The sequence below is a fragment of the Gammaproteobacteria bacterium genome (assembly GCA_013003425.1).
In the GTDB taxonomy this organism is placed as follows: Bacteria; Pseudomonadota; Gammaproteobacteria; order Steroidobacterales; family JABDKV01; genus JABDJB01.
Genome location: JABDJB010000056.1, coordinates 131,539 through 157,216, shown reverse-complemented (window position 1 = coordinate 157,216; position 25,678 = coordinate 131,539). Strand labels below are relative to the sequence as shown.

Below are 25,678 nucleotides of genomic sequence, written 5' to 3'. Positions count from 1 at the left end.
ACGTGAAAATCGGCCCGTACCAGTTCAGCAATAACCTGGCGCTGGCGCCGATGGCCGGCGTTACAGACAAACCCTTCCGGCTGCTGTGCCTGCGACTGGGCGCAGCGATGGCCGCAGGCGAAATGATAAGCGCGGATCCGCGCCTGATGCAGACCGTCAAAAGCCGTCGACGCATGGACCACAGCGGTGAGCCCGAGCCACGCATCGTGCAAATTGCCGGCGGCGATCCACAGATGATGGCCGCTGCAGCTCGCTTTAATGCCGAGCGTGGCGCCGGAATTATCGACATAAACATGGGATGCCCGGCAAAAAAAGTTTGCAACAAGGCCGCTGGCTCAGCGCTTCTGCGTGACGAAGATCATGTCCGGCGAATACTTGATGCGACTGTAGCCGCCGTCGACGTACCCGTTACGCTGAAAATCCGCACCGGGTGGTCACCGGAAGAGAAAAACTGCGTGCGCATCGCGGAAATTGCCGAACAGTGCGGTGTACAGGCCATCGCGATTCATGGTCGCACGCGCGCCTGCAAGTTTGGCGGTCATGCCGAATACCAGTCGATTGCCGAAGTCAAGCGCGCGATTTCCATACCAGTCATCGCCAACGGCGACATCGACTCCGCGCAGCGGGCACGTGAAGTTTTGCAACAAACCGGGGCTGACGGCCTGATGATTGGTCGCGCAGCACAAGGCAGACCGTGGGTTTTCAGAGAGATCGCCGCGTGTCTTTCGACGCCGGACAAGAATGACCAAAACGCCGCGCCGGCGGTCGCCGAACTCCGTGATATTATGCTCGCCCACCTTGAGGAGCTGTATCGTTTTTACGGCGAACAGACCGGGGTGCGGGTAGCCAGAAAACACCTCGGCTGGTACTGCAGGAATCGCACGGATGCAGGGCAATACCGCAATGCCGTAGTTCGGGTTGACTCGGCTGCACAACAGGTGAATCTGACAAGACAATATTTTGAACGCGCGACTGATGATGCGGTTGCAGCGTAAGAAAACCAAAACAGGGGAGTCTCGGCAGGTGGGACAACGGACTTTGAACGGAAAAAATATTGCCACCGCGCGAAGGATGAGCGCCGGCAAGCCGCTACGCGATTTAACTGAAGAAGCACTCAACGGCTACTTCGCCAACCTGAACGGTCATGAGCCTGCCAGGCTTTACGGACTGGTGTTGCGTGAGGTTGAGGAGCCGCTGCTGCGCTCGGTCATGGCTTATACCCGTGGCAATCAGAGTCGCGCAGCCGAAGTTCTGGGTATAAACCGGGGTACGCTGCGCAAGAAGCTCAAAACCTACGGTCTTACGGACAGTCGCTGAGAATCAGGCCTTGCGTGCACTGCTCAGCGTTTCTGACAAGACCGGCATCGTCGAGTTTGCCCGCAGCCTCAATGCACTCGGGGTAGAAATCGTCTCCACCGGCGGCACGGCAAAACTGCTGCAGCAAAATGAAATCGCCGTCACCGGCGTAGCACAGCAGACCGGCTTCCCCGAGATCATGGACGGCCGGGTCAAGACGCTGCACCCGCGTATTCATGCAGCCCTGCTTGCGCGGCCTGGCACCGATGACGACGTGCTTGCCGAACTGGGCCTGGAGCGCTTCGACCTGCTGGTCGTCAACCTGTATCCGTTCGAGCAGACGATTGCGCGGCCGGATTGTACGCTGGACGAGGCTATCGAGAATATCGACATCGGCGGCCCCGCCATGTTGCGTGCCGCCGCAAAGAACCATGCGGCCGTGGCTGTGGTCGTCGATCCGGCCGACTATGGCGAAGTTCTGACAGCCATCAAGTCCGGTGGCCCGGATGACGACCTGCGTTACCGCCTGGCGGTGAGCGCGTTCGGCCACACTGCGGCCTACGACGCGCAGATCGCCCGTTACCTGGGTGCGCATGCTGCAGACGCCGACCGGTTTCCGGAACGTAATATCCTGCCGCTGAAAAAGACGGCAGATCTGCGCTACGGGGAAAACCCCCACCAGCACGCGGCATTTTATCGCTACAGCGATAATCGCGAAGCTTCAATCGCACACTCCAGCCAGGTGCAGGGCAAGGAGTTGTCATACAACAATCTGGCCGACGCCGACACTGCTCTCGAATGCGTGCGCCAGTTCTATGAACCTGCCTGCGTAATCGTCAAACATGCCAACCCGTGCGGGGTCGCGGTGGCTGACAGCGCTCTCGAAGCCTACCGGCGCGCGCTGTCGACAGACCCGACATCGGCATTCGGCGGCATCATTGCCCTCAATCGCAGCCTCGACCCGGCCACAGCAGAGGAAATACTGCGCCTGTTCGTTGAAGTTCTGATCGTGCCCGAGGTGCAGGACGCGGCGCGCGTCGTGCTGGCAGGCAAGCCCAACGTGCGCGTGCTGGTCACGGGTTGGTGGGACATGGAGCGCCTCGAAGGCACCGAGTATCGCTCGATCAACGGCGGTCTCCTCGCGCAGGATCGCGATACGCGACTGGTTGCCCCGGAAGATCTTGAAGTTGTCACGCAGCGCTCGCCCACCGAACACGAATTACGCGATCTGCTGTTCGCCTGGAAGGTGTGCAAGTACGTCAAGTCCAACGCCATTGTCTTTGCCAAGGACCAGATGACTATAGGCATTGGTTGCGGCCAGACCAGCCGCGTCCACAGTGCCCGCATCGCCGCGATGAAAGCAGTGGATGCCGGCCTCGCCGTCAAGGGCTCGGCGATGGCATCGGATGCGTTTTTTCCGTTTCGCGATGGCATCGACACTGCTGCCGGGCACGAAGCAATCGCAGTAATCCAGCCAGGCGGATCACGCCGCGATGAGGAAGTTATCGCAGCCGCCAACGAGCACGGCATGGCAATGGTTTTCACTGGCATGCGTCATTTCAGGCACTGACATGAAAATACTGGTTATCGGTGGCGGTGGCCGCGAGCACGCACTTGCCTGGCGCGTAGCGCAGTCACCGCGGGTAACGGAAGTGCTGGTAGCACCCGGCAACGCCGGCACCGCCAGCGAAAAGAAGCTGCGAAACGTCGATATCGAGCCGGACGCGATCAACTCGCTACTGACCCTGGCGCAACAAGAGCAGGTGCACCTGACTATCGTCGGTCCGGAAGGGCCACTGGTCGCTGGCGTGGTCGACGAGTTTACAGCGGCGGGCTTGCGCTGTTTCGGGCCGTCACGCGGTGCCGCGAGGCTGGAAGGCTCCAAGGCCTTCATGAAAGATTTTCTCGAGGCCAATCGCATTCCGACGGCAAGCTACGAAGTATTCGACGAGCTAACGCCTGCCCTGGCCCGGATTCGCGAGCGCGGCGCGCCCATTGTCATCAAGGCCGACGGCCTGGCTGCCGGCAAGGGCGTCATCGTTGCACAGAGCGTTGCGGAAGCAGAAGCGGCGGCGCGCGACATGCTGGCCGACCGGCGTTTCGGAGAAGCCGGCCGGCGCATCGTCATCGAAGACTGTCTCGTCGGTGAGGAAGCCAGCTTTATCGCGTTGGTCGGCGGCGGCAAGATAATGCCGCTGGCGAGCTCGCAGGACCACAAGACCCGTGACGAGCAGGACCGTGGGCCAAACACAGGCGGGATGGGCGCCTATACCCCAGCGCCGGTGGTAACCCCGGCTGTGCACCAGCGCATTATGGATGAAGTCATGCAGCCGACGGTGCGTGCGCTCGACGAGTCCGGCACTCCGTACGTCGGTTTTCTTTACGCCGGCCTGATGATCGATGAGTCAGGCGCACCCCGGGTACTGGAATTCAACTGCCGTATGGGCGATCCCGAGACACAACCGATCATGATGCGTCTGCAAAGTGACCTGGCGGAGTTGTGCGATGGCGCAATCGACGGGCGCCTGGACGAGCTGGAAGCAGCCTGGGACCCGCGTGCCGCGCTCGGTGTGGTGCTCGCGGCGGGCGGTTACCCCGACGGTTACCGCAAAGGGGATCCGATCAGCGGCCTGGAACATGACATCCCCGGCACCAAGGTCTTCCATGCCGGCACCGCCGTGCGTGACGACCGCGTGGTTACGGCCGGCGGCCGGGTGCTGTGTGTCGTCGGGCTGGGCCATGACGTTGCCGCGGCACAAGAGCTGGCCTATCGGCGTGCGGATACGATTACCTGGGAAGGCGCTTTCAGTCGCCGCGACATCGGGCATCGCGCAATAAACCGGTAAATCGGGGTCGAGCCTCTGTCAGGCGGTAACCCTGGGCCGCGCAGGCACCGTGCGCCCGGAGGCGACACGATTCCGGCCCGCGCGTTTTGCTGCCAGCAACGCCAGGTCGGCGCGATCGAGCACAAAGTTCTCATTTGCATCGGCGTCGTTGATCGTCGCAAAGCCAATACTGACGGTCACCGGCAACGGCTCGGCTGCTGTCGCAACAGGGTCTTCAGCTACAGCAGCGCGTACCCTCTCGGCGATGTGCTGCGCATCGTCGTGACTGGCTTGCGGCAGGATGGCGATGAATTCCTCGCCACCATAGCGGCCGAGTACATCGTACTCGCGCAGCGCTTCGGCCAGCCGTTGAGCCAGGGCGCTGATTACCTCGTCACCCACCAGGTGGCCATGTTCATCGTTGATTCGCTTGAAATAATCGGCATCGATCATCATCACGCTGAAGTCCGTTTCGGTACGCCGCGCCCGCTCGAATTCCAGGTGCAGCACTTCCATGGCCTTGCGCCGGCTGTATACGCGCGTCAAAACATCCGTTTCGGCCATTCGCGCAAGCTCCGAGTTGCGGGCAGCCAGTAATTCGTTGGCATCCATCAGCGAGCGGTTCCAGAACATCGCGGCGCGGTAACCGAGAAAACCGACTGCGACCAGCGCGGCGGCAAGAATGAACAAGGGATAGGTCAGCGCGTCAATGGAATTGAGCAACTCGTTGACTATCTCATCGTCACTGATTCGTTGCGCCGCAGCGTTAAATTTCCGCAGGCTGAACAGCCTTGCAGCAAAAACATAGGTCATCAACACCACAACCGCAGAAGCAATTGCCGGCAGCAGCCGATGGCTGAGATCACGCCGGCTGATTTCGCGAGCCGGCTTCAATGGTGCCAGCCAGCGCTCCACGGCGGGACTAAGCAGGTACAGGGTCGGCAGGCTGATCAGTACTGCCTGCAGCCAGCCGCCGAGCCACCAGCCCTGCCAGACCGGGTAGGCAACATCGGCGCCAATCCGGTTTGAATAAACCCAGACGAATGCCCCGGCCGATCCTGCCAGTGAGGCGACCAGGGCAACCCCCGCGAAACCGGCAACTGACGCGCCATCGCGCATGCGGGAATTTGCATTCGACACCCGGTAAAGCAGCGCAAACATGGCCAGGCCGAGCGGATTTGCCAGCGGGAACACCAGCAGCCATGGCAAAGACATGCCGCCGGCTATTGCCACCAGGAGCGTCGAAAAATAGGCCGGTATGGCGGCCCACAGGAAGCCACACCACAGCACCAATGGCACGCAAACCAGTAATGGCAGGTATACGGTCAGATGCACCGTGGTGCCACCAAGTTCGACCGCCAGCCCGGTCCACTCGAAGATGCGCGTCAGCAATCCGCCGGGAATTGTCACTGCACAAACCAGCAGCCATGCCTGCACCGCCGCGCGCTGCCTGCCACCAGCCCGCCACAAGCGCACGGGTGCGAATGGAATGGGCCCGGTTAGTTGTTGTGAAACCGCGTTGCTCATTCAGCAAAACCCGGGTGGTATCACTCGAGCGCTATGACCAGCGATGCGTCGTAGTTTTTCCAGGTGATGGGTACGACGAATGAGCGCAGCTCGGGTGGCACGACAATCCTGTCGAGCCTGCCGACCACCACGATCGGCACCGATATCAGGAACTCGTGACCAAATTCTTTGCGAGCATTTCCCGAAATGACGTTGGCCACCTCGCCGACCATGTCGCACATGTTCTCGTGATCGGTGTTTTCTTCACCCAGGGTCATCAGCAGTACCTTCAGCAGCACCGGTGGTGCCGTGAAATAGACCGAGCCCCTGCGTTTGCCGGTCACACCAATAATGCCGGTAAAACCCTTCACCTCATTGTTGGTGTTGCTGGCCAGGTAGGGAGTACCGATCTGCGCCTGCTCGCCACCCATATGACTGAAGAACGAGGTGGCACCCTCGATAAAGACCTGCAGGTCCTGCTTATCCATAATTCGCTTCCTCCAGCAGCTCGCGGAAAGCGCGATTCAGCTCTTCTTCCGTGAAAGGCTTGCACAGGAACCCGTTGGCTCCCTTCTTGAGTGCTTCGATGGCGGTGGCTTTGTCTGACAGTGCCGAGATCACCAGGATGATGACATTCGGATCTATCTCTACCATCCGCTCGACGCATTCGATGCCACCCATTTCCGGCATGGTCAGGTCCATCGTGACGATGTCCGGGCACACCTTGGGGAACTGCTCGAGCGCCTCGACGCCGTTGCTTGCGGTAGCTACCACCTCAAGGCCGTCGACCTCGGTGGAGCGCTCTATCTTTCTCCGGATGATATTGGAGTCATCCACGATCATGAGTTTCATGATTTTCACCTTTCGGCTGCAGTAAACGCGCGGCTTTTCATGCCGCCTGGTCCATGTCGCTCGGTATTGCCGGCAACGTGATCTTGAACTGGGTGAACTCACCTCGCGCGGTCGATACCCTGACCTTGCCATTGAGCTCATTGACGAGATTGCGGATAACGTCCATGCCTACGCCCCGGCCAGCATCTGTGCTGACCTGTTCGCAAGTCGAAAAACCGCGCTGGAAAATAAGCGCCATTACCGCCCGCTCTTCCATCGTGTCAATCTGGTCGGCGGTGACAAAGCCTTTCTCGACTGCGGTACGCCGAATGAGATCGAGATCCAGCCCGCGCCCGTCATCGCGGTAGGAAAATTCGAACCCGGTACCATTGAGCGGCATGAACTTCATGGCTATACGCCCAACCTGTCCCTTGTTGGCCTCGTTGCGCTCCCCTGGAGGCTCGATACCATGGGTTACGCCGTTGCGAATGAACTGCAGGGCCATGTCCTTTAACGGACCGCGGTAGGCTTCCGGTACGTGCCGCCCCTCGAGGCCGACACAGTGCAGGTTGACGCGCTTGCCCTGCTCGTCGGCGATACGTTCGGCGAGATTGTGCATGAGCGCCGACATGTCGGTGCGCGGTGCCGAGCGCTGGTCATCGTCTACCTGGGCAATGCTGCTGCGGTCAAAAGCGGTGCGGAAATCTATCAGCCGCGCCACCAGCTCGCGCACCGACTGGATATGCCCCAGCACCTCGTCCAGCTTGATGGTGAGCGGCAGGAAGTCGCTGCCGCGAATCGACGGCCGCTCCTGGATTTCGGCAATAAGGTCCTCCAGCTCGTGAGCATGAATCTCCACGGAGTTGAGGCCCAGCGCCGCGGCCTCGCCTTTGACCGTATGTACTTCGCGGAAAATCTGGTCAAGCTTGGCCTTGTAGACTTCGATACCCTTGGCCGGGCGCCGCAGAATCGAGTTGATCTTGCCCAATGACCGCTCAGAGCCGCACAGGAAATCTGTAAGCATTTCCGGCTCGATATGCAGGATGTCCATGAGCATATCCAGCTGCGCGGACGACCGCGCTCGTGATTCCTGCAGTTCGCGCTCCAGCGCCACCTTTTCGGTAATGTCATTGACAGTCACCAGCAGGTGCGACAACTGGTCGTCGACCAGCACGCGGCGGAATTCGAAACCGAGATAGCGGGTCTGGAACATGCTGCTGTCGCCGCCAAAATGAACCTCAACCTCATTCAGCGGGTTCAGGTCGTCAACCAGGGCCTGGTTGACGCGCTTGCCAAAGAACAGGCTGATGTAATCACGGGCAACATTGAGCGTTGTCTCCGGCACGATACCGCGCAACAACTCAATCAGGTTGACCCCGCCCAGATTGTCGCGACGGAATATTCCACTCAACGCAGCCGAATGCTGAGTACCAATGCGGTATTCTGAATCGAGCAGAAAGAGCCCCTCGTTGACTGTCTCGAGTATCTCGCCAGTCTCTTTCCTGGCCTGCTCGATCATCGCGTCATACTTGTTCAGGTTACGGATAAAATGGAACAGGATGACAAAGAAGTTGATCAGTGCCAGGCATATACCGGTCACCTGAATGATGCGCAGTCGTGCGGCACGGCGGGTCGATTCATACTCCATGTGAACCGTCAGTCCGTTGGTCAGCTCGTGCAGCCGCGTATCGCGGCCCTCGGCAGTGGCGACCATGATGGCGTGAAACAGGTCGCCTTCCAGCTCGGCGCCTGCATCGGTCATGATCAGTTCAGCGCTGCGATCGATCTTCGCGTCGAAAGCGAGCATCGGCTGCAGCGCCTCGCGCAACGGCAACCACTGCTCGATAGTCTCGGTCAGCATGCGGCGGGCATATGGATCGTCCAGAGCCTCCACCAGCACCGGATCCCCATCGACACCCATCACCTCGCCGCCCTTGTTGAAGGCATTGAGCGTGTCGTCGAACAGGCGGAAACTGGATTTCAGCTCATTGAGCGGAACGTCAATATAGTTGCCGCTGCCAAGGGCATTGTCGGTCTGCAGCAAGGCCTTCAGCAGGCGCTGTGACAGGGTGCGCTGGCGGCCCGCCAGGTTTACTTCTGTGGCATCGCGAGCGAACTGGTTCGCGATATAGAAGTTCATGATGAGCACACCAGCGTCAAAGACAATAAACAGCGCAATCGATATGACGATTGCCCTGTATTTCCCTGACGTGATTGCGCCCATCGCTTCTCCCTCTGTATTGCACGCCTGTCCTGCGCACAGCAACGCGGGGCCTGACGGACCCCGCGCAATCAGTAGAAAGGAAAATGACTCAGGGCGCCGTGATCGGAATCACAACGCAATATGACAAGATACGTGTTATGTCAGGTTAAAACGCTTTTTACGTGCGTCAGCGCTTCATTGCCTCGAAAAACTCGCTGTTGACCTTGGTGTCCTTGAGTTTGCCGATCAGGAATTCAATCGCTGCAATCTCGTCCATCGGATGTAGCAGCTTACGTAAAATCCAGATCTTGGCGAGCTCGTCGGGATCAGTCAGCAGCTCTTCCTTGCGCGTTCCGGACCGATTGATGTTGATGGCCGGGAATACACGTTTTTCAGCAATACGCCGATCCAGGTGGATCTCCATGTTGCCGGTTCCCTTGAACTCCTCGTAGATGACGTCGTCCATGCGCGAACCGGTATCGATCAGGGCGGTGGCGATAATAGTCAGGCTGCCACCCTCCTCGATGTTGCGCGCAGCGCCGAAGAAGCGCTTCGGCCGGTGCAGCGCGTTGGCGTCCACGCCGCCGGTGAGCACCTTGCCGGATGATGGCACAACCGTGTTGTACGCCCGCGCCAGCCGGGTAATCGAATCGAGCAGGATGACGACATCCTTCTTGTGCTCTGCGAGGCGCTTGGCTTTCTCGATGACCATCTCGGCCACCTGTACGTGACGGCTGGCCGGCTCGTCGAAGGTGCTGGAGACGACTTCGCCGCGGACCGACCGGGCCATCTCGGTGACCTCTTCAGGCCGCTCGTCGATGAGCAGCACGATCAGCACTACGTCGGGGCAGTTGTGGATGATCGAGTGCGCGATATTCTGTAGCAGCATGGTCTTGCCGGCTTTCGGCGGCGAGACGATCAGCCCGCGCTGGCCGGCACCGATCGGAGCAACCATATCGATTATTCGCGCCGTAATGTCTTCGGTACTGCCGTTGCCAGCTTCCAGCTTCAGCCGCCGGCGCGGAAACAGAGCGGTCAGGTTTTCGAACAGCACCTTGTTCTTGGCATTGTCCGGCGCATCCATGTTGATTTGCCCGACTTTCAGCAGGGCGAAATAGCGCTCGCTGTCCTTTGGCGGGCGAATCAGGCCGGCCACGGTATCGCCGGTGCGCAGGTTGAAACGGCGGATCTGGCTCGGCGATACGTATATATCATCGGGTCCGGCAAGATACGATGCATCGGCAGAGCGCAGAAAGCCAAAACCATCCTGCAGTATCTCCAGCACACCGGCGCCGTATATGTCTTCGCCATTCTTGGCGTGCTCTTTCAGCAACGCAAAGATCATGTCCTGCTTGCGCAGGCGGGCCGCACTGTCGAGACCCATTTCGTTGGCCATTTCGACCAGTTCGGAAACCGGCTTCTGCTTGAGCTCGGTCAGGTCCATGACGTTTTCGCTGAGCTCGCCGTCTATGGTCTCGAGCCCTTCGCCGTCATCCGGGAATTCGTGCTTCGGCGGCTTCCGCCGGCGCGACTTGTTGCCGCCAGACCGCTTGCGCGGCTGCGTCTTGGACCGGCCACCACGGGCCGAGTTGCCGAGATAGCCTCTCATAGGTGTGATTCCAGGAATGAGGTCAATTGGGTTTTTGACTTGGCGCCCACCGACTGGGCCTCCACGGTCCCGTCCTTGAACAGGATCAGCGTTGGGATGCCCCGCACCTGGTACTTGGGCGGAGTCGCGGGATTCTCGTCAATGTTGAGCTTGGCAACGGTGACACGGCCATCGAATTCCTCGGCAATTTCTGCCAGTGCCGGCGCGATCATCTTGCACGGGCCACACCACTCGGCCCAGAAATCCAGCAGGACAGGCTTGTCGGCCTGCAGCACGTCTGCCTCAAAGGTGGCATCACTCGTATGAATTATTCTTTCGCTCACATTCTCCTCCAAGTGAATGTCGGGTTACACTACCGGCCGCGTACAGGTCGTCGAAGATTTACGGGGGCCTGAAGCCAGTTGTGAAAACAGTTCAGCCTTGATCAACGCAGCCGACTAGCGGCGCTGTTTGTTGTCTGGGATAGGAGCTGGACTTCCAGTCTGGGATGGTTGTCAGTCTACAGCCCCTGGCTGTACTGGACCGGTGCGGCGCCAAGCGCCAGCGACTCACTTTATAGCACAGGATCTGCCAAAACGAAATGACCGAAAGGCACCTTACAGACGTTAGATTCGACGCGCTCGCGATCGACCCCGCAGTACTCGCAGGCATCCGCGAGGCCGGCTTCGAATCCTGCACGCCGATCCAGGGCGCGACCCTGCCCGACGCCCTGACGGGCTCGGACGTGGCCGGACAGGCCCAGACGGGCACCGGCAAGACTGCCGCATTCCTGATCGCCGCATTCCATCATTTGTTGCAAACTGAGCCATTGCCTGGCCGGCGACCGAATGATCCGCGCGCCGTGATGCTGGCGCCGACCCGTGAGCTGGCGGTGCAAATTCACAAGGATGCCGAGATACTCAACCGGCATACCGGCTTCAAACTCGCACTGGCTTTCGGTGGCACCGACTACGAGAAACAGCGCAAGCAGATCGAGGCGGGCTGCGATGTATTGATCGGCACTCCAGGTCGCATCATCGACTACTTCAAGCAGAAGGTTTTTCGCTTCAGCTGTTGCCAGGTGGTAGTGCTGGACGAGGCCGACCGGATGTTCGACCTGGGCTTTATCAGCGACATCCGTTTTGTGCTGCGGCGCATGCCGGAGCCCGGACAGCGTCTCAACATGCTGTTTTCAGCGACGCTGTCGCAGCGGGTGCTCGAACTGGCTTACGAGCATATGAACGACCCCGAACTGGTACAGATCGAGCCCGAACGGGTCACCCCGGACCGGATTCGCCAGCTCATCTATTACCCGTCAAACCGCGAGAAGATTCCGCTGCTCATCGGCCTGCTGCGCCAAATGGATCCGCGGCGCACGATGGTGTTTGTCAACCGGCGGCGTGAATCCGAGCGCCTGCAGCGGTTTCTCGAGGCAAACGGTATTGATGCCCGGGCAATGTCGGGCGACGTGCCACAGAAAAAAAGATTACGGCTGTTACGCGACTTCCAGAGTGGCGAGCTGCCGGTTCTGATCGGAACTGACGTGGCGTCGCGTGGCCTGCATATTCCCGGTGTCAGCCACGTGTTCAACTTCGACCTGCCCGACGATGCTGAAGACTACGTTCACCGTATCGGGCGCACCGCGCGTGCCGGCGCCGAAGGCGACGCGATAAGTTTCGGCTGCGAGGATTATGCGCAGAACCTCCCCGCCATCGAGAAGTATGTCGGCTACAAGATTCCGGTTGAAGCAATCGACCCTGCCCTGCTGGTCGATATAAAGATCCCGCCACGACCGCCCCGCAAGCCGCACAACAAGCGCGGCGGACCACCAGCCAGGGGCCGCGGTGGCCGGCCACCCCGGCGCAGGAAATAGGTGTTGAATGAAGACTGAGACAGAAACTCTTCTGCCCGAAGTGCGCCGGATAGCGCGCGCTGCCGGTGCTGCGATTATGGAAGTTTACGCACGCGATTTCGATGTCGAGGTAAAAGACGACAAATCGCCGTTGACCGAGGCCGACCTTGCAGCCCACCGCGTCATTGCAGCCGGCCTGACCGCTCTGGAGCCTGCGCTGCCCGTGCTTTCCGAGGAGTCCGGCGTACCGGATTACGCCGAGCGTACGCAGTGGCAATCCTACTGGCTGGTCGACCCGCTCGACGGCACCAAGGAATTTATCAAGCGCAACGGCGAGTTTACCGTGAACATCGCACTGATCTCCGACCATGAGCCGATACTCGGCGTCGTTTACGCGCCGGCACGTGAGCTGGAGTATTACGGCACTTCGAATGACGGCGCCTGGAAGATCGCTGCCGACGGCAAGCCCGGCCGCATCAGCGTCGGCGCCGGCGACGGCCCGGCGCGTATCGTTGGCAGCCGCTCGCATCGTGGCGCGTCGCTCGATGCTTTCCTGGAAAACGTCGGCGATTACGAAATGGTACCAATGGGCAGCTCGCTGAAATTCTGCGTGGTCGCCGAGGGTGGCGCCGATATTTACCCGCGGCTGGGCCCGACCAACGAGTGGGACACCGCAGCGGCGCACGCGGTCCTGACTGCCGCCGGCGGCGACGTCGTCCAGCTCGATGGGCAGTCCCTGCGGTACAACGCAAAGGAGCCGCTGCTCAACCCTTATTTTCTGGCGATCGGCGATACCTGTCGCGACTGGGCCCGGTATGTGGAAGCCTGATGATGCGCCGCAGCAACGGCGCTTGGATTCGCCCCGCGCCTATAGGCTAAGCTAGACCGGTCGGGCCATCCGGCCACTGCCCGCCGCGGCAACGTGATTCGAAAGCGCAAATGGACCAGAAAATAGAAACCGAAGCCTTCAGAAGTCTCGAGCGACTGAAATCGCTCCGTGTTGAACACCGCGATCTTGATGATGTTATTTCCCGCCTTGCCGACGACCCGCTGGTCGATCAGCTCGAACTCAAGCGGCTGAAAAAACGCAAGCTGATGATCAAAGACACGATTTCACGCCTCGAGAGTCAACTCATTCCCGACCTCAACGCCTGAGCCGCCCGAGGTAAACCCTGACAGCAGCGCAGTCGCTGCTAAACCGCCCATGCCTGAACTGACTGTCACCGACACCTTGTCAATACCGCTCGATGAATTCGAGCTCAGCTTTATCCGCGCGTCGGGACCGGGCGGACAACATGTCAACAAGTCCTCCACCGCCGTGCAGCTGCGCTTCGATATCCGCAGCTCACCTTCTTTGCCTGATGATGTACGCAAACGGCTGCTGCGGATTGCCGGTAACAGGGTGACAACGCAGGGTGAGCTGATACTCACAGCAAAACGCTTTCGCAGTCGCAAGCAAAACCGCCAGGACGCACTCGATCGCGTCGCCAGGCTGGTGCGACGGGCCACGGTAGTGCCAAAGAAGCGCCGGCGCACAAAACCCACGCGTGCCGCGCGGCGTCAGCGTCTTGACGACAAGAAGCGGCGCGGCAAGGTAAAGCGGCTGCGCGGGCGCCCGCCGCTGGATTGACCGGGCCAGCCGGAGCCGGCCCGGTTACAGACAGTCTCAGAACTTGAACTGCATGTCGGCCTGCAGCCGCCGGTAGTCTTTCTCCGGCGCGCCCGGCGCGCCAAAATCGTTGAGGAAAAAAGTCAGCGAAGCCGCCCAGTTTTTTGCGATGGGATGCTTTGCCTTGAATACATGACCGCTAACCCCGGTACCGCCACCACCGAAGTCCGAATCGGCGAATGTACCGATCACGGCATCGGCTTCGAGGTCCTGGTAGGCCCACGAGAATTGACCGACACTGATGCCAACCGCATAGCCCGTGTCGTTGTCGCTGGCGTCGGTATTTTGCACGTAGTTGGCAAAAACGGCTGCCGGCCACTCGCTGACCTTCAGACCGAGCTCGGCGAACAACTCCACCTGCCTGTAATCATTTACGAGTAATCCATCGACTAGTGTATTTCCGGCACTATCGTCGCCGTCAAAAAACGGCTTGTTGCCGACCGTATTTGTGTAGACGTAGTAACCAATGCCACCCTTGAAGTCCATATCTTCGGCAACATCAGTATCGAAGCCCAGCTGTCCGCCAAACATCAGGCTGTCATCTGCTGACGAGCGCTCCTCCACGTACAGGCCAACAACATTGGTGAAAACCCCGTTGGCCTGGTACTGCCACGCAACGCCTTCCGGATTGACATCACTGTCCCAGATCAGCCCATGGCCGCCGGCGCGATGCAGCGGGTTCTTCATTTTGCCGGCGGTAAGGGACGAACCCGGCGCCATCTGCCAGGTGACATAGGCCAGGTTAAGCCCAAAATCCTTTCTGGAAAATCCGCCATCAAGGGACTGGTTGCCGCTGACCGGACTGTCACCACCGGTTCCAAGCTGAATGCCAGCCTTGACTGAATCGTTGACTCGCGCCGTTGCCCCGAAGCGCGCGCGCACCCGGTTGCGATTACGATCTTCCTTGCCTTCCTGGTCGATCATTTCATAGCGATAGCGCACATCGCCTTTAAACTTTAGCTGTTTTTCCTGTCGGGGCGCCGGCACCGAGACCACTTTTTCCTCGTGACGTTCCCGCCGATCCTGCTCCAGCTGCTCCAGTCGCTGCGACAGGCGCTCGATCTCAGCTCTCAATTCCGCGATGTCGTCGTCTGCTGCCAGCGCGGGTAAGGAAAATGAGAAACCGAGAACAAAAATTGTCAGCCACCGGCATGGTCCGGTCATGTCTGTCTCCTTTGGAATACGGGACGGCGCCCGGTGAAGTTGCCGGGCATTCTATGAGAGTAAAGTGACAGGACTGTTACAGCAGGCGTCGTTGCCCGTGGCCCTGTTGCAGGAAATTCTCGATCCAGGTCAGTAGCTTATAGTGCAGAAAAATTTTACCGGGGGTCGTCACGCACGACCGAACGGTGGCGAATGTCGCGGTCCTCAACGAGGTAGATCACGTACTGGCTGATGTTCTTGGCGTGATCACCGACACGCTCGAGGGCGCGTGCTGCCCACATGATATCGAGCGCCTCACGGATCTTGCGCGGGTCTTCCATCATGCGGGTAATAAGTTGGCGCACCAGCGATTCATACTCTTCATCAACCTCGCTGTCTTCACCGGCGACTGCCCGCGCCTGCTGCGAGTCCATCCGTGCAAATGCGTCGAGCGCGCTGCTGAGCATCGTACGCACATGACGACCAAGATGCCGGAGCTGCCCATAGTCGCTTTTCTGCCGCTCCCGCATCATGTTTTCAGTTGCCAGCCGGCTTATTTTTTCTGCCTCATCCCCGATACGTTCGAGATCTGCAATTGTCTTGATAATCGCGAGGATCAACCGCAAATCACTGCGTGCCGGCTGGCGCAGGGCGATCAGCTGGCTGCACCGCGCATCGATTTCCAGCTCCATCCTGTTGACCCGCACATCGCCGGCAATAACGGCCTTGGCCAATTCATCATCCTGCCGGCTTAGAGATTTGACCGAACTGGCGAGCTGCTCTTCGACCAGCCCACCCATCGCCAGCACCGAATTGCGCAAGTCCTCCAGTTCGTGATCGAACTGCCGTGGCACAACGTCTTCTTTATTTCCCGACACAGGCCTTTTCTGTTCGCAGCCTCAGGCAGCGCCGGCGTTGCGCGTCTCGGCCGCCAGCAATGTGACACGTTCCGGCGGGAACACGCACGCAAAGCAGCTACCTTCACCCGGACTGCTGGTGATTACCAATTCGGCGTTATGACGCTGCAGTACGTGCTTGACGATGGCAAGGCCCAGCCCGGTGCCACCCCGTTCGCGGTCACGCCCCTTGTCGACACGATAAAATCGCTCCGTCAACCGTGGAAGGTGCTTGGCTGAAATACCGGGACCTGAGTCGGTCACCGAAAGCTTCGCGCTGCCATCTGCCTGCTGCTCAAAGCGCACCCTGACGGCCCCGGTCTCACCGGTGTACTTGACCGCATTATCCACGAGGTTACTCAGGGCACTGTACAACTCCTGGTAGTCGCCGAGCAGGGCCGCATCCGGACTGACTTCAATCGAAATAGCCGTGCCCTCACTATAGCGGGCGATCGCTTCGAGCCTGATACTGGAGAGCACCTTGGCCAGCGCTACTGCTTCGTATCCGGCATCTTCCAGCGCCGACTCCAGCCGCGACAGCCGCAGCAGGTCAGTGACAATAGCCTTCATACGCGCCGCCTGCGCCATGATTGTGTCCAGCTGCGGACCCCACTCACCGATAAGCGCCCGATCTGTCAGCATCTCATCAACATAGCCGGTGATAACCGTCATCGGTGTACGCAGTTCGTGCGACACGTTTGCAACAAAATCGCGACGCATCTTTTCTACCTGGCGCTCCCGCGTCACGTCACGCACCATCAGAATTTGCTGATTATCCCCGTAGGTAACAAGCTGCAGGGACAACTGCCGGCGCGGCTTGCCGCGACCCCTGATCACCAACGGTTCGGGATGCTCATGCTGCCCGATAAATTTCACAAACTTCGGTTTGCGAATGAGATTGGTGATGCGCTGGCCCCGGTCACGGGCGCTGTCCAGCCCCAGCAGATCCGCTGCGGCACGGTTGAGCCACACCAGCTGTCGATGCTCATTGAGCACGGCAACGCCGTCAGGCAACGCATCAGCCGACTGGCGAAATGCACGCAGCGCAGAGCGCAGGTCCCCGTCGTTGCCAGCCCGGTTCTCACGCAGCTGTCCGATGGCGGCATAAACCTGCGACCACGCGCCGCGGTGATTTGGCGTGGCAGCAGCACTGTCACTATTACCCAGCCAGCGCAGCAGACGCCACAACTGCAACAACTGCCAGGCCAACAATACGGCCAGACCAGCGCTGAGAAACTGCAACGGATATCCCGAGCCATAGCCCAGCAGTAGTGACGTGGCGACAACGAGCGTCGGCAGCAGCAATACAGAAGCGAGGCCTTTCACTTCAATCGACCCGGGTGGAAAACCGGTAACCGGTCCCGCGGACCGTCTGGATGAAGGAATGCAGCCCGTATGGCTGCAATGCCTTGCGCAGCCGCCGGATATGCACGTCGACCGTGCGTTCTTCAACATCCACGTTGCCACGCCAGACACGATGAAGTAAGCGCGCCCGGCTGTGCACGCGTTCCTGGTTTGTCATGAAGAAATGCAGCAGCCGGAATTCGGTCGGCCCCAGTTTCACTTCGGTGCCGTCCGCGATTACCCGATGGCTGTCCGCATCGAGCAAAAGGTCGCCGGCCTCTATGACAGCGTCGCCAGGTGGCGCGCTGCGGCGCAACACCGCGTTGATACGCGCCGTCAGTTCGCGCGTCGAAAACGGCTTTGTCACATAGTCGTCGGCGCCCGTATTCAGGCCTTTGACCTTGTCTTCTTCCTCGCCACGGGCGGTCAGGATGATTACCGGTATATCGACCGTTTCCGGGTCACGCTTCAGCCGGCGGGTGAACTCCAGCCCGCTCATCTCCGGCAACATCCAGTCCATCAGAATAAGATCGGGATGCTGCCCGGCGATCACGTCGTGGGCCTCCAGGCAATCAGCTGCTTCGCATACCTCGAATCCGGCGCGACTCAATGAAAACCTGACCATCTCACGAACCGGTTGTTCGTCTTCGACAATCAGAATCACTGTCTCACCCGAGCGTGACATGGTGCACTATTGAAGCAGATCTATGTTACAGCGCTATGACGCACCCTGCACTGTCGGTTCAGTGCAGCCTGCGTGGCAACAGCCAGCTGGCCAGCGCAGGCAACAACAGGATCGCGCCAAGCATATTTACGATGAACATGAAGGTCAGCAACAGTCCCATGTCGGCCTGAAATTTCAGTGGCGAAAAAAGCCAGGTGACTACGCCGATCCCGAGTGTCACGCCGGTAAATATCACGCCGGCGCCGGTCACACGCAGTGTCGCATGGTAGGCCTCAGCCAGCGGCAGCCCTTCACTCATAAACGATTTGAACCGACTATAGATATAGATACCGTAGTCAACTCCGATACCAACGCCGAGAGCCACCACCGGCAGCGTTGACACCTTCAGACCGATTTCCAGGGTCGCCATCAGCGCGTATGCCAGCAATGAAACCAGGCCCAGCGGGATAACGATGCAAAGTACCGAACGCGCTGTCGGGAAACGGACCAGCCAGAAGACGGTATACAGCGCCATGGCAGCTGCGACCAGGTTGCGCTGACCCGGCAGGAACCAGGCCGCCAGCGCCGCAATTACGGCCGGGACCAGAAAGTAAAGCGCAGCCCGCCGGGTGGCGAAAGTGATAATGCACAGCAGGATAACGGCAGAAAACACCCCCATCAGGATCGGGAACTGGGCCGCCTCGACTTCCTCATTGGTAGCCGCCATCACGCCAACATTGCCGGTCGCCAGGCGATACTTGATTTTTTCAGTGCCGTACTCGGCACGATACGCTTTTACTGCAGTAACGATGCGTTCGATGGTTTCGGCCTTGTGATCCTCACTGAACATCATCACGGGCATCACGCTGCAATCGGCATTCAGCAGACCGCTGCTGGTATCGACTGACTGGCTCGATTGCACCAGGTTGTCTGCATTGCGTGACAGCACACGCCACTTCAGTGTGCCCTCATTCCATCCGGCATTGACCACCTTGGCCACCATCGGCAGCGTTATCACGCTTTGTATCCCCGGCACATTGGCCATATACCAGGCGAAATCGTCGATCGAGCTCATCACTTCATAGTCGATGCACCCTTCGGGCACCGTCTCGACAATGACGGTGATGATGTCCACGCCGATCGAGAACCGCTCGGTAATAGCCCGCGTATCGAGGTTATAGCGCGAGTCGGCCCGCAGCTCCGGCACCCCCTGGTGCAGGTCTCCGACCTTCACTTCGGAGCCCTTCCAGGCGCCAAACGCCAGCAGCCCCACGCTGATCAGAATCACTACGGCTGCCGGGCCACGCTGAGCGACTATCGACAGCTTGTCCCACAACGGGCTCAGTTGCCTGGCACGAATCACAAGCTTCTGCTTGTAACGCTCGCTGAACCGCACGTAGGACATCAACACCGGTAACAGCACCAGGTTGGTCAGGATTATCACGGCCACACCCAGGCTGGCTGTGATCGCCATTTCCTGGATCATGCGTATCTCGATGAAATAAATGGTGATGAAACCGATGGTGTCACTGGCCAGGGCGATGCTGCCGGGTACAACGAGACGACGGAAGCTGTTGCGCGCAGCCTGCAGGCTGTCGACACCATCGAAAATTTCCGCGCGCGCAGCGCTGACCATCTGCACGCCATGACTGACGCCGATAGCAAAAACCAGGAACGGCACCAGGATACCCATCGGGTCAATACCAAAGCCCAGCCCGGTAAGCAGCCCCAGCTGCCAGATAACCGCAGTCAGCGAGCACGCTAGCGGGATTACCGAAAGCGTGACTGACTGGGTGTAGAAATAAACCAGTAGCGTCGTGACGATGAAAGCCACGAGGAAAAACAGGATTACCATCCGTGCGCCGTCGGTCACGTCGCCAATAACCTTGGCGAATCCGATCATGTGCACATCAACATTCGGGAATTGCTCACCACCGAATACGTCGCGGATTTTTTCCTCGAGGTCATTGGATACCCGCACCAGGTCGAGTTTTTCCCCGGTGTTAGGGTTCACCTCCAGTAGCTGCGCGCTGATTATTGCGCCACTGAAGTCATTCGAAACCAGCCGGCCGACAATATTCGATTTCAGAATATTCTCGCGCACGCGCTCCAGCCCGGCTTCCGTTGGCTGGAAATCTGCCGGCACAACGTTGCCTGCAGCAATACCACCCTCGATAACTTCGATATAGCGGGTATTCGGCGTGAACAGCGAGCTGACACGGGCTCGCTCGACGCCGGGAATAAAGAAGACCTCATCAGTGGCCTCTTTCAGCGCCTGGAAAAACTCCGGCGTAAACATGTTGCCGTCGCGAGCAACCAGCGCCACCAGCACGCGGTTGGCACCACCGAACTGCTCCTGGTGATCCAGGTACGTCTGCATATACTCGTGCTTTGTCGGCAGCTGCTTGGTGAAGCCGGCATCTACATGCAGGCCGCGGGCCAGCCACAGCATCAACACTGTCACTACCGCGAATACGACGATGACCAGCGGCCGGTTGCCGAAAACCAGCCGCTCCAGCAGCGCGACTACCGGGCCGGATTTTGGTGTTACAAGAGTGGTCATGACGCGCCTCCCTGCTGCAGTTGCTCGAGAGTGCGGCGTTTTACACCTGCCTCACCAACTACAATTATCGCGTCACTTACGGGCAGCAACACCGAGATCGCCTTGCGGTCTGTCTGCTGCCGCAGCTGGAATGTCGAGCCGGCGTCGTTACTCTCCAGCAACGCTCCAGCCATCCCGCCGATCAATATGGTGCCGTCTGCCAGCACTGCACCATCATTCAGCAGCACGGTAACCGGGGTGTCGATCCGTCTGAACGCCTCACCGCCGTTGGTGGAAGCAAACATATTGCCACGCAGTCCCATCAGCACGAGGTTTTCAGCCTGCAGCGGGAGTACGCTGAAAAACGACCCCTCGTAGATTGTCGGCATTGAATACCAGGTTGAGCCGCCATCACCCGAGCGGAAAAAATTGCCGGCCTCGGCAGCAATGTAGAGGTCACCGGTGGGGCTTTCAACGATATTGTTGAGGTGAAAATCGTAGAACTGATCGTCTTCGAAATCGAATTCGTCCGCGTCAGAGCCGGCACTGTCGACTGAAGCGAGATCAGGCCACGGCTGCGGTATCAGCTCGCGCGATTCCCAGTTGCTGCCGCCGTCAGTTGTTGCCAGTAACAATCCGTAGGCGCCAATGGCAAAACCACTCGTGGCATCATCAAACCACACATCAAACAGGGGCCGCTGGTCGTCAGGGTCAAAATTAACCTGCTCCCAGCTTTCGCCACCATCCCGGGTTCGAAGGATTATCGCATCGTGCCCGACCACCCAGCCCGTTGACCGATCATGAAAATACACGCCGGTCAATGCAGCCCGGGTACCGGACTGCTTCTGCGTCCAGCTGCGGCCTTCGTCATCGCTTATCAGCACGATTCCGTGTTGACCGACTACGACCAGGCGGCCGTCCACGTAGACCCCATCGAGCAGCACAGCTTCAGTCGCGTTTGGCGCGATGAAAGCCTGCCCCGGTTCCGGTATTGGCGGATACTCGGCCGCCAGACTGGCCTGCATGGCGGCCAGAAAAGCCACAACAGTGGCAAGAAATTTAAACAAGTGAACCCCCATCACTTTTTCCGGCATCCGTGCCGGATTATCGAAACCTTCGCCGGCTGCCCTACGCAGCCGGCGAAGGCGTAAGTCTGAACCTGCCTGCTAGCGCGTACCTGCGCGGCGCAGAGCTCCCGTGGTGAATTCTTCCTTTGGAATCGACGCTGACAGATCGTACATGCCCGTCTCGTTATCGAGACCGAAGGCAAGGTAACGACCGGACTGCAAATCGTAGTTCACCTCCAGCGTGGTCCAGAAGTTTTTCACATCATAGTAATTAATGCCGTGACCTTCCGACACGCGCCACAATTCATCGCGGTTATCGTAGATATCCACCGCGAGAATCTGCCACGAATCCTCATCAATATAGAAGGTACGGCGCCTGTACTGGTGGCGCATGCCGTCTTTCAGCGTGGCATCGATGACCCACACCCGATGCAGCTCATAGCGCAGGTACTGCGGGTCAGCATGCAACGGCTTGATGTAATCCTTGTACTTCAGCTTGTTGCTGTGCACTTTGTAGGCGTTGTACGGCACATACATTTCTTTCTTGCCAACCAGCTCCCAGTTGTAGCGCTGGGGCGAGCCGTTGTACATGTCGTACTGGTCAGAAGTCATTAAACCGTCGGAACCACTACGCGGGTTGTCAAACGCAACGTTTGGCGCGCGGCGCACACGGCGCTGGCCCGGGTTATACACCCACGCCTTGCGGTTCTCTTTAGCCTGGTCCAGCGTTTCATGCACCAGCAACACCCGGCCGGCCAGGCGCGCCGGCGCCACAGTCTTTTCCTTGAAGAAGATAATGACGTTGTCGAGCTCTTCTTCTGTCATACCCGGCAGCGCATAGGGCACCGAGATCTGGTCGGCAAACTGCACCAGGGTGAAGTCGCCGCCGCGCGTCACAGCTGCCTGGCCGTAAAAACGCTCGCCGGATTCAGCGCGCCAACGCAGGATGTGATTCCAGATAACCTCAACACCGCTACTGGGTATCGGGAATGGCACACCCATCAACGCGCCGGTTACGCCGTTACCGTTCTCGATCAGATCGGCGGTGGTGGCAATCTTCTTTGTCGCATCGTAAATATGATCCGGCGCCGAAAAACTGCGGCGTGTCGGGTAGACGTGCATCCTGAAGGTATCGGGATAGGCCTCGAACAAACCCTTGTGTCCAACGGTGAGACGATCCGCAATACCCTCCTCCTGGTAGTTCGCCGCCGTGATGGTCATGACGATCTCGTCGTCGGCAAACGGGTCGGGGTGATGGTCACCGGGCTTGTAGCCTGCCGGTGGCGTTGTGATGCCGCCGGTCCATTCCGGGATCTCCTTGCCATTGCCCGCTTTCTCGGCGCCCATTGGCGTGAGGTCCTGGCCCAGACGGGCAGCCTCTTCGGGCGAGATTGCAGCTGCGGCAATGTTCAGGAACGCCAGGGCGAGAAGCCCTGCAACGGCTGTAGTGAATCTCTGCATCAGTCGTTCTCCAGAATGTTAAGACCGTGAAGCGCTGCCCTGATATTACGGGCATACAGGCATTTGGACGGCTGTGCGGCGCAAAAGTTGTAAAACTTCTGTCACATCCGCCGCGCCGGCCCTGCCCTGGATTCACAGATATATGGTCCGACGCAAAATACACTGCACCACTGCAGACAACACGCTGCGGCGCAGCAATTCATTTCTGATTAAATATCAATGGCTTAAGCTTGCCTCAGACATGAATTACCTGCAGGATACTGTGCCGCATCTGCTCGCCCAGCACCAGTTTCGCATCCTGCTCCACCGCGCGAATCCTGTCGTCATAGGCCAGCAGGCCGTTATCGTCCAGCCAGACCACGCCGGATTCGCGCAGCCGGTCGATGAATTCGCGGAACAGCGGCTTGGCAAACGACTCGGGAGCATCAAACTGGTACAGCATCGACATGCGCTGTGCCATCAGCTGGCAGAGATTTTCCAGATCAGGCTGGCTGACGTGGCCAGGTCCGTGCTTCAGCAACAGCCCGATTGTCATGTAGTAGCGCTCGAGCGTTTGCAGCGCCCCCTGAGCCAATAGCGAAAGCTGGGCTGCGCGCGGCGTGTTGGCAGCGGGACGACTGAGCCGACCATTGTCCGGATCCCGTTCCAGCAGGCCTATGTCTACAAAAACGGCCAGCAGCTGGTGCAAAACGTCTTCCAGCTGCTCCTCCGGCCAGGCCAGGAACAACTCGGCGCGCACATAGGGATAGACCATCTGTGCCAGATCGATGATCTTGTCGGCGTGCATCGTCCGGTTATTCAGGAAACAACACGCCACCAGCGACGGTAGTGCGAACAGGTGCATGACGTTATTGCGGTTGTAGGTCAGCAGAATGGCGCTGTTCCCGCGCGCTGCTATTACGTCACCGAGAGCATGACTGCGCCGGCGTACCAGGCCCATCTCCAGCGCATAATCAATAATCGCGCGGCCATCCTGCTCGGGAAAGGTCACGCTCTCCGAATACGGGGCGCGCCGCAGTAATTGCCGCAGCAAATCGAGATGATCGCGTAATACCTCTTCCAGCATGGCCTGGCGCGATGCCGACAACAGCGATAGCGACAACAGGCTTACCGGCGTGACTGCCGCACTCAGATTTATCTGCCGCATGATACGCAGGGCAAGATCATCGACCGCAGGTGCCAGCCATGCTGGCTTCTCGGGCATTTCTCCCTGTTCGCGCCAGCCGGGGTTGTATTCATCGAGCAGTGCATCGAGCGACAGCGGCGCGCCGAAATTCACATGCACTTTGCCAAACTTCTGTCGGATCGCACCCAGTGAGCGGACAAAACCGAAAAAACTCTCCTTGCGCTTCGCGTTTCCGCTCAGCTCGCCGATGTAGCTGCGCCCCTCCAGCAGTTTCTCGTAACAGAAATAGACAGGGATGAAAATTACCGGGCGGGTTGGTTCACGCAGGTAGCTGCGCACTGTCATGGCGAGGATGCCGGACTTGGGCAGCAACAGCCGGCCGGTGCGGCTGCGGGTCCCTTCAATGAAATACTCGATCGGCACGCCTTTGGCCAGGTTCAGCGACAGGTACTTCTGGAACACCGCGGTGTAGAGCTTGTTGCCACCAAAGCTGCGGCGCAGAAAAAACGCGCCACCCAGACGCAGCAACGGCCCAATAACCGGGATATTCAGATTGATGCCAGCCGCTACATGGGGCGGGACCAGTCCCGCGTGATACAGCACATAGGACAGCAGCAGGTAATCGAAGTGGCTGCGATGACACGGTACGTATATGACTTCCCGGCCTTCAGCGTTGGTCTTCAGGCTATCAACATGGTTGAGCTCGATACCGTCATACACGCGGTTCCATAACCAGCCCAGCAACCTGTCCATAAAGCGGATAAAGGCGTAGGAATAGTTTGCAGCGATTTCGTCGACATATTCGCCGGCCCGCTGGGCGGCTTCGAACTCGGAAATTTCCTGGCGGCTGGCGTGGCGGCGGATCGCCTCGCGTACCGATGCTGACCGCAGTATTTGTCCGCGCAGCGTGCGCCGGTGGGACAGGTCGGGCCCGATCGTGGCAACACGCAGGCGCCGCATGTGCACGCGCAACACCCGGGACAACTTGCGCACCGTACGTTCGGTATCGAGTCCCTCGGCCGTTGCCTCGGCTACAAAATTCTGCAGGCGAATCGGCTCGCTGAACTGCACCAGCATCTGGCGCCCGTGCACCATGATTATCAGCGCTTTGCGGATCCGGCCGGCCGGGGCCCAGCTTTCTGAAAATAGCAGTTTCAGCGGCGCGCGTTCCTTGTCCGGCGAACGACCCCAAAAAACCGATACCGGGACAACCTGTACATCGCGACCTGAATCTTCGCGCACGCGCTCGACCAGGCGGGTCAGGCGTTCCGACCTGATCGGCACCAGCCGGCGCCGCCACCAGCCGCGCAGGCGACGAACGTAAGCGACTGAATTGCGCTCGCCGGGAAACCCGGCAATCGCTGCGGCCGGTGCGGGCAAGTCCTGCCGCGCGCAAACTCCGGCGACGACCAGCCTGGTAGACAGCGCGTCGTTGGCCAGTACGTAGACTACCGGCACATCGGCGGCCAGGCTGGCGGCGAAGTTTTCCGGCAGCACCCGGTCACGCACCCACAGGAACAACAACTTGCGGGCAAGCCAGCGTAGTGCCGGCGCCAGGCCCAGCCAGTCTGATAACAGCGCGTTTGAACGCACAATATCCCCCGTGATGTGCCGCTCAATTGTACCGGAAATCACCCGCCCGGCCGGCCGATCGCAGTTACAATC

The 25,678-nt window shown here is 59.3% G+C and carries 22 protein-coding genes; 8 read left to right on the top strand and 14 right to left on the bottom strand.

What is annotated here, in order from left to right:
* Window positions 1–2: 2 nt before the first annotated feature.
* From dusB to purD, 4 genes are read left to right on the top strand one after another with little or no spacing between them, the layout of a single operon-like run.
* The gene (dusB, locus tag HKN06_08855) at window positions 3–995 is read left to right on the top strand and encodes a tRNA dihydrouridine synthase DusB (GenBank protein NNF61423.1); all 993 of its coding nucleotides are present in this window, start codon (window positions 3–5) and stop codon (window positions 993–995) included.
* On the top strand, window positions 979–1,317 hold the full coding sequence (gene fis / locus HKN06_08850; GenBank protein NNF61422.1) for a DNA-binding transcriptional regulator Fis: 339 nt from the start codon (window positions 979–981) through the stop codon (window positions 1,315–1,317). Before dusB ends, fis begins: the two co-directional genes overlap by 17 nt.
* A 10-nt stretch (window positions 1,318–1,327) precedes the next feature.
* Window positions 1,328–2,866 (top strand): bifunctional phosphoribosylaminoimidazolecarboxamide formyltransferase/IMP cyclohydrolase, encoded by a 1,539-nt coding sequence (purH, locus tag HKN06_08845; GenBank protein ID NNF61421.1) that lies wholly within the window; start codon window positions 1,328–1,330, stop codon window positions 2,864–2,866.
* A 1-nt stretch (window position 2,867) separates the two neighbouring features.
* A complete protein-coding gene (purD, locus tag HKN06_08840) occupies window positions 2,868–4,142 on the top strand; it encodes a phosphoribosylamine--glycine ligase (protein ID NNF61420.1) in 1,275 nt (424 codons plus the stop codon).
* An 18-nt stretch (window positions 4,143–4,160) separates the two neighbouring features.
* Here the strand turns inward: purD and HKN06_08835 are convergent, their stop codons facing one another.
* The 6 genes from HKN06_08835 to trxA form a co-directional block, all read right to left on the bottom strand.
* On the bottom strand, window positions 4,161–5,648 hold the full coding sequence (locus tag HKN06_08835; GenBank protein NNF61419.1) for a GGDEF domain-containing protein: 1,488 nt from the start codon (window positions 5,646–5,648) through the stop codon (window positions 4,161–4,163).
* Window positions 5,649–5,668: 20 nt separating this feature from the next.
* Window positions 5,669–6,115, bottom strand: coding sequence for a chemotaxis protein CheX (locus HKN06_08830; protein NNF61418.1), 447 nt, complete (start codon window positions 6,113–6,115; stop codon window positions 5,669–5,671).
* Window positions 6,108–6,482, bottom strand: coding sequence for a response regulator (locus tag HKN06_08825; protein NNF61417.1), 375 nt, complete (start codon window positions 6,480–6,482; stop codon window positions 6,108–6,110). Before HKN06_08825 ends, HKN06_08830 begins: the two co-directional genes overlap by 8 nt.
* A gap of 34 nt (window positions 6,483–6,516) precedes the next feature.
* Entirely contained in the window at window positions 6,517–8,682 is a 2,166-nt protein-coding gene (locus HKN06_08820; GenBank protein NNF61416.1) for a hypothetical protein, read from the bottom strand.
* 166 nt (window positions 8,683–8,848) lie between these two features.
* Window positions 8,849–10,105 (bottom strand): transcription termination factor Rho, encoded by a 1,257-nt coding sequence (gene rho / locus HKN06_08815; protein NNF61415.1) that lies wholly within the window; start codon window positions 10,103–10,105, stop codon window positions 8,849–8,851.
* 161 nt (window positions 10,106–10,266) lie between these two features.
* Complete coding sequence (gene trxA / locus HKN06_08810; protein ID NNF61414.1) at window positions 10,267–10,593, bottom strand: thioredoxin TrxA; 327 nt, start codon at window positions 10,591–10,593, stop codon at window positions 10,267–10,269.
* Between the two features lie 257 nt (window positions 10,594–10,850).
* On the opposite strand from trxA, the gene HKN06_08805 reads away from it, so the two are divergent.
* The 4 genes from HKN06_08805 (at window position 10,851) to arfB (ending at window position 13,731) form a co-directional block, all read left to right on the top strand.
* The gene (locus HKN06_08805; protein ID NNF61413.1) at window positions 10,851–12,122 is read left to right on the top strand and encodes a DEAD/DEAH box helicase; all 1,272 of its coding nucleotides are present in this window, start codon (window positions 10,851–10,853) and stop codon (window positions 12,120–12,122) included.
* A gap of 7 nt (window positions 12,123–12,129) precedes the next feature.
* The gene (gene cysQ, locus HKN06_08800) at window positions 12,130–12,930 is read left to right on the top strand and encodes a 3'(2'),5'-bisphosphate nucleotidase CysQ (GenBank protein NNF61412.1); all 801 of its coding nucleotides are present in this window, start codon (window positions 12,130–12,132) and stop codon (window positions 12,928–12,930) included.
* A 110-nt stretch (window positions 12,931–13,040) separates the two neighbouring features.
* Window positions 13,041–13,256, top strand: coding sequence for a YdcH family protein (locus tag HKN06_08795; protein ID NNF61411.1), 216 nt, complete (start codon window positions 13,041–13,043; stop codon window positions 13,254–13,256).
* 49 nt (window positions 13,257–13,305) lie between these two features.
* Window positions 13,306–13,731 (top strand): aminoacyl-tRNA hydrolase, encoded by a 426-nt coding sequence (gene arfB / locus HKN06_08790; GenBank protein ID NNF61410.1) that lies wholly within the window; start codon window positions 13,306–13,308, stop codon window positions 13,729–13,731.
* Between the two features lie 36 nt (window positions 13,732–13,767).
* Here arfB and HKN06_08785 read toward each other — a convergent pair whose 3' ends face one another.
* The 8 genes from HKN06_08785 to plsB form a co-directional block, all read right to left on the bottom strand.
* Window positions 13,768–14,934: a hypothetical protein gene (locus HKN06_08785; GenBank protein NNF61409.1), complete on the bottom strand. Its 1,167-nt coding sequence runs from the start codon at window positions 14,932–14,934 to the stop codon at window positions 13,768–13,770.
* Between the two features lie 155 nt (window positions 14,935–15,089).
* Window positions 15,090–15,791 (bottom strand): phosphate signaling complex protein PhoU, encoded by a 702-nt coding sequence (gene phoU, locus HKN06_08780; protein NNF61408.1) that lies wholly within the window; start codon window positions 15,789–15,791, stop codon window positions 15,090–15,092.
* Window positions 15,792–15,812: 21 nt separating this feature from the next.
* A complete protein-coding gene (phoR, locus tag HKN06_08775) occupies window positions 15,813–17,135 on the bottom strand; it encodes a phosphate regulon sensor histidine kinase PhoR (protein NNF61407.1) in 1,323 nt (440 codons plus the stop codon).
* 1 nt (window position 17,136) lies between these two features.
* Window positions 17,137–17,838 carry a phosphate regulon transcriptional regulator PhoB gene (phoB, locus tag HKN06_08770; GenBank protein NNF61406.1) on the bottom strand — a complete coding sequence of 234 codons (702 nt, stop codon included), beginning with the start codon at window positions 17,836–17,838 and terminating at the stop codon, window positions 17,137–17,139.
* Window positions 17,839–17,896: 58 nt separating this feature from the next.
* Window positions 17,897–19,222 carry an MMPL family transporter gene (locus tag HKN06_08765; protein ID NNF61405.1) on the bottom strand — a complete coding sequence of 442 codons (1,326 nt, stop codon included), beginning with the start codon at window positions 19,220–19,222 and terminating at the stop codon, window positions 17,897–17,899.
* A 1,154-nt stretch (window positions 19,223–20,376) separates the two neighbouring features.
* Window positions 20,377–21,438: a hypothetical protein gene (locus tag HKN06_08760; GenBank protein ID NNF61404.1), complete on the bottom strand. Its 1,062-nt coding sequence runs from the start codon at window positions 21,436–21,438 to the stop codon at window positions 20,377–20,379.
* An 87-nt stretch (window positions 21,439–21,525) separates the two neighbouring features.
* Window positions 21,526–22,887, bottom strand: a complete 1,362-nt coding sequence (locus tag HKN06_08755) for a DUF1329 domain-containing protein (protein ID NNF61403.1) — start codon at window positions 22,885–22,887, stop codon at window positions 21,526–21,528.
* A 235-nt stretch (window positions 22,888–23,122) separates the two neighbouring features.
* Complete coding sequence (gene plsB, locus HKN06_08750) at window positions 23,123–25,606, bottom strand: glycerol-3-phosphate 1-O-acyltransferase PlsB (protein ID NNF61402.1); 2,484 nt, start codon at window positions 25,604–25,606, stop codon at window positions 23,123–23,125.
* Window positions 25,607–25,678: the final 72 nt, after the last annotated feature.

Excerpts from the sequence above, each read along its gene's own strand:
- fis (NNF61422.1), top strand. The coding sequence starts at position 979 with ATGCGGTTGCAGCGTAAGAAAACCAAAACAGGGGAGTCTCGGCAGGTG.
- purD (NNF61420.1), top strand. The coding sequence starts at position 2,868 with ATGAAAATACTGGTTATCGGTGGCGGTGGCCGCGAGCACGCACTTGCC.
- HKN06_08835 (NNF61419.1), bottom strand. The coding sequence starts at position 5,648 with ATGAGCAACGCGGTTTCACAACAACTAACCGGGCCCATTCCATTCGCA.
- HKN06_08830 (NNF61418.1), bottom strand. The coding sequence starts at position 6,115 with ATGGATAAGCAGGACCTGCAGGTCTTTATCGAGGGTGCCACCTCGTTC.
- HKN06_08820 (NNF61416.1), bottom strand. The coding sequence starts at position 8,682 with ATGGGCGCAATCACGTCAGGGAAATACAGGGCAATCGTCATATCGATT.
- rho (NNF61415.1), bottom strand. The coding sequence starts at position 10,105 with ATGGACCTGACCGAGCTCAAGCAGAAGCCGGTTTCCGAACTGGTCGAA.
- HKN06_08805 (NNF61413.1), top strand. The coding sequence starts at position 10,851 with ATGACCGAAAGGCACCTTACAGACGTTAGATTCGACGCGCTCGCGATC.
- cysQ (NNF61412.1), top strand. The coding sequence starts at position 12,130 with ATGAAGACTGAGACAGAAACTCTTCTGCCCGAAGTGCGCCGGATAGCG.
- HKN06_08795 (NNF61411.1), top strand. The coding sequence starts at position 13,041 with ATGGACCAGAAAATAGAAACCGAAGCCTTCAGAAGTCTCGAGCGACTG.
- arfB (NNF61410.1), top strand. The coding sequence starts at position 13,306 with ATGCCTGAACTGACTGTCACCGACACCTTGTCAATACCGCTCGATGAA.
- HKN06_08785 (NNF61409.1), bottom strand. The coding sequence starts at position 14,934 with ATGACCGGACCATGCCGGTGGCTGACAATTTTTGTTCTCGGTTTCTCA.
- phoB (NNF61406.1), bottom strand. The coding sequence starts at position 17,838 with ATGTCACGCTCGGGTGAGACAGTGATTCTGATTGTCGAAGACGAACAA.
- HKN06_08765 (NNF61405.1), bottom strand. The coding sequence starts at position 19,222 with ATGTCCTACGTGCGGTTCAGCGAGCGTTACAAGCAGAAGCTTGTGATT.
- HKN06_08760 (NNF61404.1), bottom strand. The coding sequence starts at position 21,438 with ATGGGGGTTCACTTGTTTAAATTTCTTGCCACTGTTGTGGCTTTTCTG.
- HKN06_08755 (NNF61403.1), bottom strand. The coding sequence starts at position 22,887 with ATGCAGAGATTCACTACAGCCGTTGCAGGGCTTCTCGCCCTGGCGTTC.